The sequence below is a fragment of the Janthinobacterium sp. SUN137 genome, from assembly GCF_030587265.1.
Lineage (GTDB): Bacteria > Pseudomonadota > Gammaproteobacteria > Burkholderiales > Burkholderiaceae_D > Janthinobacterium > Janthinobacterium kumbetense.
Genome location: NZ_JAPWHZ010000006.1, coordinates 124678 through 140874, shown reverse-complemented (window position 1 = coordinate 140874; position 16197 = coordinate 124678). Strand labels below are relative to the sequence as shown.

11 protein-coding genes and 2 pseudogenes are annotated in these 16197 nt (G+C 63.2%); 9 read left to right on the top strand and 4 right to left on the bottom strand.

From position 1 onward, the window contains the following. Positions 1 to 36 precede the first annotated feature (36 nt). The gene (locus O3298_RS27260; protein WP_070278239.1) at positions 37 to 432 is read right to left on the bottom strand and encodes a hypothetical protein; all 396 of its coding nucleotides are present in this window, start codon (positions 430 to 432) and stop codon (positions 37 to 39) included. Positions 433 to 736: 304 nt separating this feature from the next. On the opposite strand from O3298_RS27260, the gene polA reads away from it, so the two are divergent. From polA to O3298_RS27240, 4 genes are all read left to right on the top strand, one after another. Next, positions 737 to 3496: a DNA polymerase I gene (polA, locus tag O3298_RS27255; RefSeq protein WP_305061019.1), complete on the top strand. Its 2760-nt coding sequence runs from the start codon at positions 737 to 739 to the stop codon at positions 3494 to 3496. A 28-nt stretch (positions 3497 to 3524) separates the two neighbouring features. Further along, complete coding sequence (locus tag O3298_RS27250) at positions 3525 to 4409, top strand: dienelactone hydrolase family protein (RefSeq protein ID WP_099665491.1); 885 nt, start codon at positions 3525 to 3527, stop codon at positions 4407 to 4409. Between the two features lie 246 nt (positions 4410 to 4655). Then, positions 4656 to 5414, top strand: a complete 759-nt coding sequence (locus tag O3298_RS27245) for a ZIP family metal transporter (RefSeq protein ID WP_099665490.1) — start codon at positions 4656 to 4658, stop codon at positions 5412 to 5414. Between the two features lie 276 nt (positions 5415 to 5690). Further along, entirely contained in the window at positions 5691 to 7433 is a 1743-nt protein-coding gene (locus O3298_RS27240; protein WP_305061018.1) for an ABC-F family ATP-binding cassette domain-containing protein, read from the top strand. Positions 7434 to 7476: 43 nt separating this feature from the next. On the opposite strand, the gene O3298_RS27235 is transcribed toward O3298_RS27240, so the two are convergent. Further along, positions 7477 to 8328 carry a sulfurtransferase gene (locus tag O3298_RS27235; RefSeq protein ID WP_305061017.1) on the bottom strand — a complete coding sequence of 284 codons (852 nt, stop codon included), beginning with the start codon at positions 8326 to 8328 and terminating at the stop codon, positions 7477 to 7479. A gap of 473 nt (positions 8329 to 8801) precedes the next feature. On the opposite strand from O3298_RS27235, the pseudogene O3298_RS29195 reads away from it, so the two are divergent. Next, positions 8802 to 8921 (top strand): annotated as a pseudogene (locus O3298_RS29195) (hypothetical protein); the annotation flags it as partial. Here the strand turns inward: O3298_RS29195 and O3298_RS29190 are convergent. After that, positions 8873 to 9250: pseudogene (locus O3298_RS29190) on the bottom strand (EamA family transporter); the annotation flags it as partial. The pseudogenes O3298_RS29195 and O3298_RS29190 sit on opposite strands and share 49 nt — an antisense overlap. Before the next feature lie 72 nt (positions 9251 to 9322). Continuing rightward, positions 9323 to 10423 (bottom strand): aromatic ring-hydroxylating dioxygenase subunit alpha, encoded by a 1101-nt coding sequence (locus O3298_RS27225; RefSeq protein ID WP_092612841.1) that lies wholly within the window; start codon positions 10421 to 10423, stop codon positions 9323 to 9325. 405 nt (positions 10424 to 10828) lie between these two features. Between O3298_RS27225 and O3298_RS27220 the strand changes: the two genes are divergently transcribed. The 4 genes from O3298_RS27220 to O3298_RS27205 all read left to right on the top strand — a co-directional run bounded on the left by O3298_RS27220 (position 10829) and on the right by O3298_RS27205 (position 16135). Further along, on the top strand, positions 10829 to 11080 hold the full coding sequence (locus tag O3298_RS27220; RefSeq protein ID WP_251351026.1) for an exodeoxyribonuclease VII small subunit: 252 nt from the start codon (positions 10829 to 10831) through the stop codon (positions 11078 to 11080). An 8-nt stretch (positions 11081 to 11088) separates the two neighbouring features. Continuing rightward, entirely contained in the window at positions 11089 to 11988 is a 900-nt protein-coding gene (locus O3298_RS27215) for a polyprenyl synthetase family protein (protein WP_305061016.1), read from the top strand. Further along, complete coding sequence (gene dxs / locus O3298_RS27210; protein WP_289919649.1) at positions 11989 to 13860, top strand: 1-deoxy-D-xylulose-5-phosphate synthase; 1872 nt, start codon at positions 11989 to 11991, stop codon at positions 13858 to 13860. A gap of 133 nt (positions 13861 to 13993) precedes the next feature. Then, positions 13994 to 16135, top strand: a complete 2142-nt coding sequence (locus O3298_RS27205; RefSeq protein WP_305061015.1) for an FUSC family protein — start codon at positions 13994 to 13996, stop codon at positions 16133 to 16135. The last annotated feature ends 62 nt before the right edge of the window (positions 16136 to 16197 follow it).

The following is a 16197-nucleotide window of genomic DNA, read 5'->3' as shown; positions in this document are numbered from 1 at the left end:
GCAGGTGGCCGGGGCAGGGCAGAAGAGAGTGGCTGCTTACTTCGCTGGTGCGGGCGGCGCTGGCGCGTCCGCGGCCTCTTCGTCGCGTTGTTTCTGTTTCTTCTTGCCCAGATCAAATTCCAGTACTTTCCATTGCGGGCCGCGCAGGGCGCCGCTGTGGGCCTGGTCGCCGCCGGCGGCCGGTTTCATGTAATAGGTGCTGCCGCCGCTCGTCACTTTCACTTCGGACGTCACGCCCGCTTCGCGTTTTTCGGTAATCTGCTGCTTGGCCGCGGCCGGCGCCACGGTGATGGGCGCTTCGCCCATTTCCTCGATGCGTTCCAGTTGTGGCGGCGCGTCGCTCGGTTTGGCCGGCGTCTGGGCGCTGGCGATGGCCGAACATGCCAGCAGGGGCAGGGCGAGGAATGTCCAGAGTGTCGATGTACGCATCATGATGGGTTCGCTTCCATGTGAGGGACTGCAGCGCGTGCAGTAGTGTAATGCCGTCAATTTATCTATAAGGCATTGTAACAAACTGGTAGGCAATGCTGTTTAATACGGCTGATTAATGTGCCGAAATGGCCGGCAGCGGCGGCCTGCGCGCCCGCACGGGGCCGCCAGGGTGGCAAAAACGCCGGAAATGGCAGGCGTTGCGGCCGGTGGCGCGGGCCTAAACTCTGCGATAATTGGGCGATATTCCGCCCGCCCGCCGCTGTTTCTTCCCGGCTGGCGCGGCTCACCTTATTTTATTGGCATTATGCAAAACACCCTGCTGTTAGTCGACGGTTCCAGTTACCTCTATCGTGCCTTCCATGCGCTGCCCGACCTGCGCAGCCCGGACGGCTATCCCACGGGCGCCATGCACGGCATGGTCAACATGCTGCGCCGCCTGCGCGCCGATTACCCGGCCGCCTATATCGCCTGCGTTTTCGATGCCAAAGGCAAAACTTTCCGTGATGACATGTATCCGGAATACAAGGCCACGCGCGCCTCGATGCCGGACGACCTGCGCCTGCAGATCGAACCCATCCACGAAGCCGTGCGCGCCATGGGCTGGCCGATATTGATGGTCGACGGCGTGGAAGCGGACGACGTGATCGGCACCCTGGCCGTGCAGGCGGCCGCCGCCGGCATGGACGTGGTGGTGTCGACGGGCGACAAGGACCTGGCGCAGCTGGTCAACAGCCAGGTGACCCTGATCAATACCATGAGCAATGAAAAGCTCGATGAAGCGGCCGTGCTGGTCAAGTTCGGCGTGCCGCCGAACCGCATCATCGATTATCTGTCGCTGATCGGCGATACGGTCGACAACGTGCCGGGCGTCTCGAAGTGCGGCCCGAAGACGGCCGTCAAATGGCTGACCTTGTACGACAGCCTGGAAGGCGTGATGGAAAACGCGGCCAAGGTGGGCGGCGCCGTGGGCGAAAACCTGCGCACGGCCCTGCCATGGCTGCCGCAGGCGCGCGCCTTGATCACCGTCAAGACCGATTGTGACTTGTCCGGACACATGACGACCATCGCCGACTCGCTGGTGGCGAAACACGAAGACAAGGAAGCGCTGCTGGCCTTCTTCCAGCGCTACGGCTTCAAGGCCCTGCTGCGCGAACTGGGCGCCACGCCGCCGCCGATGTCGCCCGTTGGCGCACCGGCAACTGGCGGCGCTGCGGCCAACACGACGGGCGACATGTTTGCCGACGCCGCGCCAGCCGTGGAAGCCGTGTATGAAACCGTGCTGACGGACGAGCAGCTGGACAAATGGATCGCCCTGATCGATGCGGCGGCTTTGACGGCCGTCGATACGGAAACCACGTCGCTGGAACCGATGACGGCGCAAATGGTCGGCATTTCCCTCTCCGTGGCAGAGCACGCCGCCTGCTATATCCCGCTGGCCCACGATTACGCGGGCGCGCCGGAACAGTTGACGCGCGAACACGTGCTGGCGAAACTGCGTCCATGGCTGGAAGATGCGAACAAGCCCAAGCTGGGCCAGAACCTCAAGTATGACAGCCACATCTTCGCCAATCACGGCGTGATTCTGCGCGGCATCGCCCACGATACCCTGCTCGAATCGTATGTGTTCGAATCGCACAAGAAGCACGACATGGACAGCCTGGCCCTGCGCCACCTGAATTACACGACCATCCCGTTCGAGGACGTGTGCGGCAAGGGCGCCAAGCAGATTACGTTCAACCAGGTGGAAGTGGAGCAGGCGGCGAAATACGCGGCCGAGGATGCGGACGTCACCTTGCGCTTGCACAATGCCATGTGGGGCAATGTGGCGAATGATGAGAAGCTGACCTTCATCTATGAAAAGATCGAGATGCCGACGGCCGTGGTCTTGCAAAAGATCGAGCGCAACGGCGTGCTGATCGACGACGAATTGCTCAACATCCAGTCGGCCGAACTGGCCGTCAAGATTCTCGAACTGGAAAAGAAGGCGTATGAACTGGCCGAGCAGCCGTTTAATCTAGGCTCGCCCAAGCAGATCGGCGAAATTTTCTTTGAGAAATTGAAACTACCGGTGGTCAAGAAAACCCCGACGGGCGCGCCGTCGACGGATGAGGAAGTGCTGCAAAAGCTGGCCGAGGATTATCCGCTGCCCAAAGTGCTGCTGGAATACCGCGGCATGGCCAAGCTGAAATCGACCTACACGGATAAATTGCCGAAGATGATCAACGTCACGACGGGCCGCGTGCACACGAACTATGCGCAAGCCGTGGCCGTCACGGGCCGCCTGGCGTCGAACGACCCGAACTTGCAGAATATTCCCATCCGCAGCGCGGAAGGCCGCCGCATCCGCGAAGCCTTTATTGCGCCGCCGGGCAGCCATATCGTCTCGGCCGACTATTCGCAGATCGAATTGCGCATCATGGCGCACATCTCGGGCGATGAAGCCATGTTGCGCGCGTTTGCCGACGGCATCGACATTCACCGCGCCACGGCTGCCGAAATCTTTGGCGTGCCGGCCGCGGAAGTGCAGAGCGAACAGCGCCGCTACGCCAAGGTCATCAACTTTGGTTTGATCTACGGCATGAGCGCATTCGGCCTGGCCGGTAATCTGGGCGTGGACCGCACGGCCGCGCAAAGCTATATCGACCGCTACTTTGCCCGTTTTTCCGGCGTGAAACAGTACATGGAAGACACGCGCCAGCAAGCGAAGGCGCGCGGTTACGTGGAAACCGTGTTCGGCCGCCGTTTGTGGCTGCCGGAAATTAATTCGCCGAACGGCCCCCGCCGTCAGGGCGCGGAACGGGCGGCGATCAACGCGCCCATGCAAGGCACGGCCGCCGACTTGATCAAGCTGGCCATGATCGCCGTGCAAGGCTGGCTGGAAGCGGACAACTTGCAGACGAAGATGATCATGCAGGTGCACGATGAACTGGTGCTGGAAGTGCCGGACGCCGAGCTGGAACTGGTCAAGCGCAAGCTGCCGGAACTGATGGCGGGCGTGGCCGCGCTGAAAGTGCCGCTGACGGCCGAAGTGGGCGTAGGACGCAATTGGGACGAAGCGCATTAATTAAACGCAACATTTTCAGGAGAAACGCATGAGCGACATGATCACCGATTGTGAAAGTTTGCTGGGCCAGAGCAGCTTGTCCGGGCCGGACGGCCGGCGTGGTTTCCTGAAGGTGGCGCTGGGCACGGGTTTTGCCGTGGCCGTGCTGCCCGTGGCGGCGCAAAACGTCGTCAAGACGGATTCTGCCGGACTCGTCACGGGCAGCATGTCGGTGATGGTCGATGGCCAGGCCGTGCCCGTGTATGCGGCGCAGCCGGAAGGCAAGACGGGTTTGCCCGTGGTATTGGTCATTTCGGAAATCTTTGGCGTGCATGAACATATCGCCGACATGGCGCGCCGCTTCGCCAAGCAGGGCTATCTGGCGCTGGCGCCCGACCTGTTCGTGCGCCAGGGCGATGCCACCAAGGTGGCCAGCATTGCCGATTTAATGAAGGGCATCATCGCCAAGACGCCGGACGCGCAAGTGATGGCGGACCTCGATGCGGTGGTTGCATGGGCGAAACAGAATGGCGGTGACACGAGCCGCCTGGGCATCACGGGTTTTTGCTGGGGCGGGCGCATCACGTGGCTGTACGCGGCGCACAATCCGGCCGTCAAGGCGGGCGTAGCCTGGTATGGCCGCCTCGTTGGCGAACCGACTGCCTTGCAGCCGAGCAACCCCATCGATATCGCCGCCAGCCTGAAAGTCCCTGTGCTGGGCTTGTATGGCGGCAAGGATACGGGCATCAGCCAGGAATCGATCGGCAAGATGAAGGATGCGCTGGCCAAGGGCGGCAACCAATCCGAGTTTGTCGTGTATCCCGATGCGGGCCACGCCTTCAACGCCGATTACCGCCCCAGCTATGTGGCGGCCGATGCGAAAGACGGTTATGCGCGTTGCCTGGCCTGGTTCAAAAAGCATGGCGTGGCGTAATGCCGCAACAGAAAAATACCGCATTTCCCAGAAATTGACGCGAAAGCCGCACCGGGCTGTAAAATGCCCGGTGCGCGCCAATGCAGTACAATTGCATCTTCATCGCGCGACGCTGCCGCCAGACGCGCAAAAAATTAAACAATAGATAACAACGCATTCATCAGGCCAGACGCCAGCATCGCGGGCGCCAGTGACCCGGCGCCATTTTGAGGTAAGAAAATCATCGATCCCGTCCTTATATCCATTTTGCTCGCGACCACGATCGCGGGCGTGTTCAGCATTACCGCGGCGGCGATCTTTTCGTTTGCATTCCTCTCCAAAGTGGTCGAGCGCATGGTCAGCTTGTCCGTCGGCATCATGTTGTCGACGTCCCTGCTGCACGCCTTGCCCGAAGCGTTCGAATCGCAGGCGGACCCGCGCAGCCTGTTCGCCACCCTGCTGGCGGGCTTGCTGGCCTTTTTCATGCTGGAAAAATTCGCGATTTTGCGCCATTCGCACCACCACGAAGGCGACGGCCACCACCATGCGCACGGCCACGACAAGCACGAAGCGGGCAAGTCCGGCTGGATGATTTTAGTGGGCGACGGCATGCACAACTTTACGGACGGCATTTTGATCGCCGCCGCCTTCCTGGCCGACCCGAAGCTGGGCCTGGTGACGGGCCTGGCCATCATCGCGCATGAAATCCCGCAGGAAATCGGCGACTTCATCGTGCTGCTCAACGCGGGTTTCTCGCGCCTGCGCGCCTACATCTTCAATCTGCTGTGCAGCCTGATGGCGGTGGCGGGCGGCTTGCTCGGCTATTTCACCCTGGACCGCGCCAGCAACCTGATTCCTTACGTGCTCGTGTTTGCCTCGTCCGGCTTCATCTACATCGCCTTGAGCGACCTGATGCCGCAGATGCAGCGCCGCGCCACCTTGCGCGAAACCATCCCGCAAGTGCTGCTGATCGCGCTGGGCGTGTGCATCGTGCTGTTCCTGACGCATAAGCGCCACGGCGGTTGATGTCCGGCACTGCCGGCGCAGTGCTACCTATGCTATATTGCCTTTCTGACTAACTTGCACAGAAAGGAGGAAAATATCATGGAAGAAAACTTGTTGCTCGCCGTATGGCGCGCACGCTCTTTAAGCGCATTTGCCAGCTCTTGCCCACGTTCTATCGCGCTGCGATAACCTGGCCAGAGCAAAGTCACCCTCCTATACGAGTCCTTTCCTGGTACTCCGTTGTCGTTAGCGCTCCTGTTAACGCGGATGCTTGCATCCCGAACAAAGACAAGAGCCATGACTACCCTGATCTCGACACAAGCTTTACAACTGGATACCCACGACGGTTTCCTCTTCAATGAACTCGCCTTTACCTTGCGCCAGGGCGACCGCATCGGCCTGATCGGCCACAATGGCTGCGGCAAATCCACCTTGCTGGGCTTGCTCAGCGGCACGCGTGCAGCCACGTCCGGCACCATCCATTATTCCCGTGCCTGCCGCTTGCAGCACGTGGAGCAGCACTTGCCGCCGGAACTTGCCAGCCTGAGCCTGTACGACGCCTTGCTGGCACCCGTGCTGGAGCAGCCGGAACTGCATTGGCGGGTCGACAGCCTGCTGGCCGAACTGGGCTTTGATGTTGATACGGCGCAAGTGCCCGTGCATTCCCTGTCCGGCGGCCAGCACACGCGACTGCTGCTGGGGCGTGCCCTGCTGCAAGAGCCGAACGTGCTGCTGCTCGATGAGCCGAGCAATCACCTGGACTTGCCGTCGCTGCTGTGGCTGGAGCAATTCCTGCTGGCCTGGCGCGGCGCCTTCATCCTCGTCTCGCACGACCAGCGATTGCTCGACAACGTGGCCACGCGCAGCTGGATCTTGCGCGATAGCCGTCTCTACGATTTCGACTTGCCGTGCGGCCCCGCGCTGGCGGCGCTGGCCGAGGCCGATATTGCCGCCGCCGCCCGCCATGCGGCCGAACAGAAGGAAATCGACCGCCTGTCGGCCAGCAGCGCCCGCCTGGCCCTGTGGGGCCGCACCTATGACAATGAAGACCTGGCGCGCAAGGCCAAGACCATGCAGCGGCGCATCGACAAGTTGAAGGATGAGCAATCGTTCGTCAGCGATGGCGCGCCGTGGCGCTTGAGTCTGCGCGGCAAGGTGCTGGCGGCCGACCAGCTGCTGGCGCTGGACGGACTGGACGTGCGCGCCGTGCCCGCGTCTCCCGTGCTGTTCCAGGTCGGCCAGCTGTGGCTGAAACCGGGCGACCGCATCGCCTTACTGGGCGCCAACGGCAGCGGCAAGTCGTCGCTGCTGCGCCTGTGCTGGCAAGCGATCCAGGCACAGGAGGAACGTGCGGACTTGCGCTACCACAAGGCGGCAAACATCGGCTATTACGACCAGTCGCTCAAGCAACTGGCCGATACGGCCGACCTGTCCGACGCCCTGTACCCGTTCGCCGTGCAAAACGAGGCTGCGCGCAGCCAGGTGGCGCGCAAGCAGGCGCTGATTGCGGCCGGTTTTCCGTATGCGCGCCATGGCCAGACGGTGGCCACCCTGAGCGGCGGCGAGCGGGCGCGGCTGCTGTTCCTGGGACTGTCGCTGGCCAGTTATCATTTATTGCTGCTGGACGAGCCCAGCAACCACCTGGACATGCAGGGCAAGGCGGAGCTGGGGCAAGCGCTGCGCGGCTTTGCGGGCGGCTGCCTGCTGGTGTCGCACGACCGCGACCTGATCGAGACGGCCTGCAACCGTTACTGGGTGGTGGCCGACGGCGGGCTGGAAGAGTGGCCCGATGCAGCCAGCGCGTATGCACGGCTGAGTCTTGAGGATGGGCAAGCGCCGGCGTCCGCGCCGCGCGTGGAAACGGCTGCGCTTGCGCCAGCGCAAACCGACGTCGACGTCCAGCTGGAACGTTTGTGCGAACTGGAACAATTGCTGGCGGAAGACCTGGCAAGAAAACCGCGCCACCAGAAGCTGGCCAGCCAGCAGGCGTGGCAGGCGGAACTGGAGCAGTTGAATCAAGCGCTGGGGATAACGTCGTAGTTACCCACAGCGCATAAAAAAGCGGACCGAGGTCCGCTTTTTTTTAGTTACCCGTCGCCACGGGCCGCGCCGGATCCGCGCACCATTCGCTCCACGAGCCCGGATACAGGGCTGCGCCAGGCAAGCCGGCCACTTCCAGGGCCAGCAAGTTGTGGCAAGCCGTCACGCCGGAGCCGCATTGCAGGATGGCCGCTTGCGGTGCATCAAACAATGCGCTGAAATGGCGCCGCAGTTCCTCGGCACTTTTAAAGCGGCCATCCGCTTGTAAATTATCCTTGAAGAAACGGTTTTTCGCGCCGGGGATGTGGCCGCCCACGGGATCGATGGTTTCATTTTCGCCCCGGTAGCGGTCGGGGGCGCGCGCGTCGATGACCGTCAAGGCCCGGGTTTCCAGGTTAGCGACGACGTCCTGCACGGTCACGGTGCGCGTCAGGCTGGCTTTTTCCGTGAGCTTGCCGGCAGGGCGCGGCGCCACGGGCGTGACCAGCGGCAAGCCTTGTGCCTGCCAGGCGGCCAGGCCGCCATCGAGTACGGCCACGGCTGGATGGCCGACCCAGCGCAGCAGCCACCACAAACGGGCGGCGAACATGCCGCCTTGCCCGTCATAGGCGACCACTTGCGTGTCGTCATTGATGCCCCAGCCGCGCAGGGTGGCCAGCAGGGCGTTGCGGTCGGGCAAGGGATGGCGGCCCGTGAAGGCGGGGCCGCGCGCCGTCTTGGGGCCGGACAGGGCCGTGTCGATATCGGCGAACTGGGCGTTCTGGATGTGGCCGGTGGCAAACGCGTCGCTGCCGGCGGCCGGATTGAGCAAGTCGTGGCGGCAATCGAGGATGACCCAGTTGCTGTCGTTCAGGTGGCTGGCCAGTTCGCTGGCCTGTATCAGGGTGGTGTACATCAGGAACGCTCCTTTACACTTCGCTGGCGATGGGATCCGTGCGCGCGATGGCGGCGCCACGGGCCGTGTTGCGGGTATTGTAATAGGTTGCCGCGATGCCGGAAGCGAGAATGATGCCGATGCCGGCCCAGCCATGCCAGTCGAACAGGTCGCCAAAGATGACCACGCCCCAGAAGCTGGAAAAGACGATGCCTGTGTATTGCAAATTCGCAACCACGAGGGTCTTGCCCAGGCGATAGGCGCGCGTCATGGCCATCTGCGCCATCGTGGCGCACAGGCCGATGGCGGCCAGCAAGCCGATGCCATAGCCGCTCGTGTGCGCATGCCAGACGACGGGGCCGCCGCCGGCGCTGGCCACGTGGCCGATCACGCCGGCGAGGAAATTGACGACCGAGAAATAGAATACGACCCGGTATTCGGGTTCGCCCAGCAAGCCCAGCTTGCGCACTTGCAGGTAGGCGAGGGCCGACAACATGCCGGAAATCAAGGCCGTGATGGCGCCAGCAGCCTGGTCCGTTTCGAACACGGGTTGCAGCAGCAGGGTCACGCCGACAAAGCTCATGGCAATCGCCGCCACCAGCGGCCACTCGACCTGCTGCGTCGCCTTCCACCAGCCGCCCGCCAGCAAAATCACGGCGATCCAGATGGGCGCCATATAATTGAGCGTCATGGCCGTGGCCAGCGGCAGGATGGCGATCGCATAAAACCACAGCCACAGGGCGATCACGCCCACCACGCCGCGCCACAGATGCTGGCCCGGCATCGTGGTTTTAAAGCTGCCGCCCTGGTACAAAATCGTGCAGCTCATGACGGTCATGCCGATGATGCCGCGGTACATGACGATTTCAGACGTCGAATACATGTCCGACGCCAATTTGACGCACACGCCCATGATGGCAAACATGAAACTTGCAAACAGCATCCAAAGAGATTGCATCTGATTCCTGAAAAACGCGGGGATAAAAAAAGGCCGCACGAGGCGGCCCTTGAGGGATTACAGTTCGATATTGTTGCGGTACCACTCGTGGAAATGCTGCATGCCATCTTCCATCGGCGACTGGTAAGGACCCACTTCGCTCACGCCGCGCGCCATCAGGGCCTTGCGGCCCGCATCCATGCGCTGGGCGATTTCATCGTCCTCGACGCAGGTTTCCATGTAGGCAGCCCGTTCCGCTTCGACGAAGTCGCGCTCGAACAACACAATTTCTTCTGGGTAATAGAACTCCACCACGTTGCGCGTCTTTTGCGGGCCGTCGGGCCACAGGGTCGAGACGACCAGCACGTGCGGATACCATTCCACCATGATGTTCGGATACAGGGTCAGCCAGATGGCGCCATACGGCGGCGCTTCGCCGCCGCGGAATTGCAGCACCTGCTCCTGCCATTTCTTGTAGGCAGGCGAACCGGCTTGCTGCAAGCCGCGGTGCACGCCCACCGTCTGCACGCTGTAATCCTTGCCGAATTCCCAGCGCAGGTCGTCGCAGCTGACGAAGCTGCCCAGGCCCGGGTGGAACGGTTCCACGTGATAGTCTTCCAGATAGACTTCGATGAAAGTCTTCCAGTTGTAGTCGCACTCGTGGATTTCCACGTGGTCGAACATGTAGCCGGAAAAATCGAGGTCTTTCGAGACGGACAAATCTTTCAATTTTTCCATCACGTTGTAGCCATTTTGCTCGAACAGCAAGCCATTCCAGCTTTGCAGCGGCGTTTTCGACAGGTTCAGGCACGGCGTCTCGGGGAAATGCGGCGCACCGATCAGTTCACCCTTGAGGTCGTAGGTCCAGCGGTGCAGCGGGCAGACGATATGGTTCGCATTGCCGCGGCCATTGAACATCAGCGCCTGCCGGTGGCGGCACACGTTGGACAGCACTTCGATGCCATTGGCGTTGCGCACGAGCATGCGCCCTTCGTTCTCAGACGCCAGGGTCGCAAAATCGCCGGTTTCCGGCACCATCAGCTCGTGCCCGACATAGCGCGGGCCGGCTTGGAACAATTGCTGCATTTCACGCTGCAACAGCGTTTCGTCAAAATAGACGTGGACCGGAAGTTGCGCGTTTGAGCGCGCCAGCTTGGCGTGAGTAGCCAGATCGGACATCCCAACCCCCCATAAATGTACAACGGTCAGCAGTGCCCCAGGCCATTCCCTGGGCAACCGCTACAGAGAGAAAGAATCCGCAAAGACCTGAATTCAAATTTGTTGAAACGGTATTTCGGACAGAACCGGCGATTATAGCGCGGATCGGCCTCGGCATTATCAAAACCCCCCGGCAAATAGGCTTTTAATGAGAAACATTGTCATTTGGCGCGCAATTTCCGGCGGAGAGGGGCGATTCGGCTAAAATCTACTGACAAGCTGGCAACGCTATTGACTTTGAGCGCGTCGATTGCGCTTTAGTTTTCACTTAATAGTGTGGTTTGTTCTAAAATAACGCTTCTATGCTGGCCGGGAATCCCCGGCGTCTCCCTACAAGCCCCTCGTGCCACGAAGAGATCTGAGTCTATGTCGAAGAAATTAACTGCCGCTGCCGCAGTGCCGGCCTCGTTTGAAGAGGCAATGGCGGAACTGGCGCAGCTGGTAACGCAAATGGAAGCGGGCCAGTTGCCGCTGGAAGCATCGGTCGCGGCGTATCAGCGCGGCTCGGAACTGGTCAAGTATTGCGCGACCCAGCTCGACAGTGTCGAAGCGCAGGTGAAAGTACTCGAAGGCGACATGTTGAAACCGTTCACGGATGCCGGCGAGGCCGCCCAATGATGGCCAGCATGCAACAAGACGGCGTCACCTTCGGCGACTGGATGCAAAGCACCCAGTCCGGCGTGGAAGGCCGGCTCGACCAGTTCCTGCCGGCGGCGGACGCCGTGCCGCACAAGCTGCACTCTGCCATGCGCTATGCGCTGCTGGGCGGCGGCAAGCGCGTGCGCCCGCTGCTGGTGATGGCGGCTGGCGAACTGTTTGATGCCGATCAAGATACCCTCGCGCGCGCTGCTTGCGCGCTGGAAATGATTCACGTGTATTCGCTCGTGCATGACGACATGCCCTGCATGGATGACGATGCCTTGCGCCGTGGCAAACCCACCGTGCACATCGCCTATGACGAGGCGACGGCCCTGCTGGTCGGTGACGCGCTGCAATCGCAGGCGTTCATGCTGCTGGCCGACGGCGCGGCCATTCCTCCCGCGCGGCAGATGGCCATGATCAAGCTGCTGGCGCACGCCTCCGGTTCTGCCGGCATGTGCGGCGGCCAGGCGATCGACCTCGACAGTGTCGGCCTGGCCTTGACCTTGCCGCAGCTGGAACAGATGCATCAACTCAAGACGGGCGCCTTGCTGCGCGCGGCCGTGATTCTCGGCGCGCTGGCCGGCAAGGACTTGACGGCGGACGACATGACGGCGCTGAACGCGTATGCGCGCGCCGTGGGCCTGGCGTTCCAGGTGGTCGACGACGTGCTTGACGCAACGGCCGATTCGGCCACCCTGGGCAAGACGGCAGGCAAGGATGCGGCCGCCAACAAGCCCACCTACGTATCGATACTGGGGCTGGAACCATCGAAAGCCCTGGCAGAACAATTGCGGTGCGACGCCCATGCGGCGCTGGCGCCATTCGGGGACAAGGCACGCCGTTTGCGCGAGCTGGCGGACCTGGTCGTGCAGCGGAAGGCATAAATGAAACTGTTAGAAACCATCAATGAACCAGCGCAAGTGCGCAAGCTGGCCCGCTCGCAACTGGTGCCACTGGCCCAGGAATTGCGCAGCTTCCTGCTCGATTCCGTTTCCAAGACGGGCGGCCACCTGTCGTCCAACCTGGGCACGGTCGAGCTGACCGTCGCGCTGCATTACGTCTTCAACACGCCGCACGACCGCATCGTCTGGGACGTGGGCCACCAGACCTATTCGCACAAGATCCTCACGGGTCGCCGCGAGCGCATGCACACCCTGCGCCAGAAAGACGGCATTTCCGGCTTCCCGAAGCGCGACGAGAGCGAATACGACACCTTCGGCACGGCGCACTCGTCGACGTCCATTTCCGCCGCGCTGGGCATGGCGCAAGCGGCCAAGATCAAGGGCGACCCGCTGCACGCAATCGCCGTGATCGGTGACGGCTCGATGACGGCCGGCATGGCTTTCGAGGCGATGAACAATGCGGGCGTGCAGGAAGACGTCAACCTGCTGGTGATCCTGAACGACAACGACATGTCGATCTCGCCGCCCGTGGGCGCGCTGAACCGCCACCTGGCGCGATTGATGTCGGGCCAGTTCTATGCGGCCGCGAAAAACGTCGGCAAGTCCGTCTTGCCCGGCCCCGTGCTGGAACTGGCGAAGCGCTTTGAAGAGCATGCCAAGGGCATGGTCGTGCCCGCCACCATGTTCGAGGAATTCGGTTTCAATTACATCGGCCCCATCGACGGCCACGACCTCGATTCGCTGATCCCGACCTTGCAAAATATCAAGCAATTGAAGGGTCCGCAATTCCTGCACGTGGTGACCAAGAAGGGGCAGGGCTACAAGCTGGCCGAAGCGGAACCGATTTTGTACCACGGCACGGGCAAGTTCAACCCGGCCGAAGGCATCAAGCCGGCCACGGCGCCCGCCAAGATGACGTACACGGAAGTGTTCGGCAACTGGCTGTGCGACATGGCCGCGCACGACAAGCGCCTGGTGGGCATCACGCCGGCCATGCGCGAAGGCTCGGGCATGGTCAAGTTCGAACAGAAGTTTCCGACCCGCTACTTCGACGTCGGCATTGCCGAGCAGCATTCCGTGACGTTCGGCGCGGGCCTGGCTTGCGAAGGCTTGAAACCCGTCGTGGCCATCTATTCGACCTTCCTGCAGCGCGCCTACGACCAGCTGATCCATGACGTGGCCCTGCAAAACCTGGACGTGACGTTCGCGCTGGACCGCGCCGGCCTGGTGGGCGCCGACGGCGCCACGCACGCGGGCAACTACGACATGGCGTTCCTGCGCTGCATCCCGAACATGGTCATCATGGCCGCGTCGGATGAAAACGAATGCCGCCAAATGCTGACCACGGGCTACCACTACCCTGGCCCGGCCGCCATCCGCTATCCGCGCGGCGCCGGCGCGGGCGCGGCCATCGTGCCGGAACTGACCAGCATCGAGATCGGCAAGGGTGAGATCAAGCGCCAGGGCCAGCGCATCGCCATCCTCGCCTTCGGCTCGATGGTGGCGACTAGCGTGGCAGCGGGCGAGAAGCTCGACGCGACGGTGGCCAATATGCGCTTCGTCAAGCCGCTCGACGTGGCACTGGTGAAACAGCTGGCTGCCGAGCACGATTACCTGGTGACGGTGGAAGAGGGCTGCATCATGGGCGGCGCCGGCTCGGCCGTGGCCGAGGCCCTGGCGGCGGAGGGCATCGTCAAGCCTATCCTGATGCTGGGCTTGCCCGACACCTTCATCGACCATGGCGACCCCGTGCAATTGCTGAAAAGCGTCGGCCTGGACGCCAGCGGCATCGCTGCGTCGATCGAACAGCGCTTTGGCGGCACGCAGCCGCCGCGCCTGGCAGCCGTCAGCTAAGCTGGCTTGCCTACAGAAAAGCGACACCGCGGTGTCGCTTTTTTTTTTCGCTCTCGGGGATTTTACGCTGCACTGCAACATTTTTCGCCCGGGAATGCTACGATGACGCTTTGATACCCTTTCAAAGTCCAACTTGTATCTCAGGAAACTTCACCGCCGTTCGCGCGCACTGGCCGGCCGCTGGCTGACGGGCGTGCACGCCTATACCGACACCCTGGCGCAGCGCCGTCCCCTGTGGATGGTCAGCCTGGCCATCGATGAAACGAATCTGTCCGAAGGCTTGCGGGCCGCGTGCGCCTCGAGCGCCATGCTGCTGCTGGGCCTGCTGTTCGACCATCCCGATTTTTCCTGGGCCGCCATCGGCGCCTTCTGGACCTGCCTGGCCGACGCGGCCGGCACGCGGCGCATGCGCTTCGTCTCGATGGTGGGCTTCGGCTTGCTGTCGACGGTGGCCGGCGGCCTGACGGCGCTGGCGGCCGGCCATGGCGTGGCGACGGCCGCCATCGCCGTGCTGCTGTTTTCCTGGGCCGGCGCGCTGGCGCGCATCTGGGGCGCGGCCACGGCGCAGGTGGCCATCCTGGCCGCCACGGCGTGTGTGGTGATGGTCACGCATCCGCTGGAATCGATGACGCAGACGGCGCCTTTCCTGGGGCTGTATATGTTCGGCTGCCTGTTCGCCACCGTGCTCAGTTTTACCGTCTGGCGCATCCACCCGTTCGGCCCGAGCCGGCGCGCCATCCGCGCCGCGTATTCGCGCCTGGCCGGCATCGCGCGCGACAATGCGCGCTTCCTCGCACATGATGCGGCGCAGGCGGACGTTGCCGCGCATGGCGCCAGCTACCGTTCGCAGGCGCGCGCCGCGCTGGAAGCGGCGCGCGTGGCGCTGGCCGCCGTACCGCCCGCGCGCGCGGGCCGCAGCGCCCTGTACGACAACCTGCTGCTGGCGCTCAGCGACGCCGAGCGCATCTTCGCCTATCTGATCGCCGTCACGCATACGTGCGAGCGCGAGCAGCAGCGCCTGCGCCAGGACCCGCGCGCGCGGCGCAGCCTGGAAGTGATGGCCGTGCTGCTGCGCCGCCTGGGGCAAGCCGTGCAGCGCCAGCCGGAAACGCCGCCCCTGGAATTGCAGCGCCGCCTGGCTGGCTGCGGACGGCGCCTGGAAGCGGCGCTGGGCGCCTTGCTGCCGCTGCGCCTGAACGTGGACTTCATGGAGCTGGGCTTGCCGCGCGCGGCGCAGCTGCCGTGGCGCGAAGCGGCCTTCCTGGCACTGGGGCAGGCGTGGCAGACGGCGAAAGTCAATGCCACGCCGCAGTCGCTGAGCTGGCGCCATGCGGCGCGCGTGTCGCTGGCGACGACGGCCGGCTTCCTGCTGGTCGAGGCGCTGCACATTCCGTTCGGCTACTGGGCCACCATGGCGACCTTATTGATACTGCAGCCGTCCGTATCGACCACCTGGCCGCGCGGCATCGAGCGGGTGGCGGGCAGCGTGCTGGGCGCCGTGCTGGCCGTGCTGATCGGCCTGGTCATTTACACGCCGCTGGGCATCTCGCTCGTGGTGTTTCCCCTGATCGTCGCCACCATGGCCCTGCGCCGCGTCAGCTACAGCCTGCACGTGCTGTTCATGACACCCGCCTTCGTGCTGGTGGCCGACTATGCGGCGCCGGCCAGCGAGATGGTGTATGCGATGAGTCGTCTGGGCAACAATGTGCTGGGCTGCGTGCTGGCCTTGCTGGCCACGTTCTTCCTGTGGCCCGACCGCGAGGCGGACGACCTGGACCAGCGCCTGGCCAAGGCCGTGTCGGCCAACCTGAAATACCTGCTGGCCGTGCTGGCGGCGGGCGGCAAATGGGACAGCGCCATCGCGCGCCTGCGCCGCGAGGCGGGGCTGGCCAGCAATAACGCGGAACAGGTCTTGCAGCGCTTGCGCATCGAGCGCCGCCTGGACCGCAGCAGCGGCGTGGGCCTGGCGGCGCTGCGCACCTTGCCGCTGCTGCGCCGCGTGGCGGGCAGCACGGCGCGCATCAGCCTGAGTCCCCAGGCCGAGCCGGCGCCGCCCGCACTGCAGCAGTGGATCGCCGGCGTCAGCGGGGAAATCGATGCCTTGCTGCGCGGCGCCGCCGACGCCAGCGCGCCTGGTCCATGCGTTGCCGACAGCCTGACGCCGCTGCAAGCCGATGCCGTGGCGCAGGTGCAGTTGCTGCGCGGCTTGCTGCGCGAACATGTGCAGGCGCAGGCGGAGCAAACGCCGGGAAAATTGACGCAGATCGCCGAATAGACAAGCCCTGTCCCCTTTCGCTGTGCTGCTGCCATGTTGCTGGTTATCATTGGTCGAAGCCA

Coding starts and splice junctions, on each gene's coding strand:
- O3298_RS27215 (WP_305061016.1), top strand. CDS start 11,089: ATGCAACAAGACGGCGTCACCTTCGGCGACTGGATGCAAAGCACCCAG.
- O3298_RS27225 (WP_092612841.1), bottom strand. CDS start 10,423: ATGTCCGATCTGGCTACTCACGCCAAGCTGGCGCGCTCAAACGCGCAA.
- O3298_RS27220 (WP_251351026.1), top strand. CDS start 10,829: ATGTCGAAGAAATTAACTGCCGCTGCCGCAGTGCCGGCCTCGTTTGAA.
- O3298_RS27260 (WP_070278239.1), bottom strand. CDS start 432: ATGATGCGTACATCGACACTCTGGACATTCCTCGCCCTGCCCCTGCTG.
- polA (WP_305061019.1), top strand. CDS start 737: ATGCAAAACACCCTGCTGTTAGTCGACGGTTCCAGTTACCTCTATCGT.
- O3298_RS27240 (WP_305061018.1), top strand. CDS start 5,691: ATGACTACCCTGATCTCGACACAAGCTTTACAACTGGATACCCACGAC.
- O3298_RS27235 (WP_305061017.1), bottom strand. CDS start 8,328: ATGTACACCACCCTGATACAGGCCAGCGAACTGGCCAGCCACCTGAAC.
- O3298_RS27250 (WP_099665491.1), top strand. CDS start 3,525: ATGAGCGACATGATCACCGATTGTGAAAGTTTGCTGGGCCAGAGCAGC.
- dxs (WP_289919649.1), top strand. CDS start 11,989: ATGAAACTGTTAGAAACCATCAATGAACCAGCGCAAGTGCGCAAGCTG.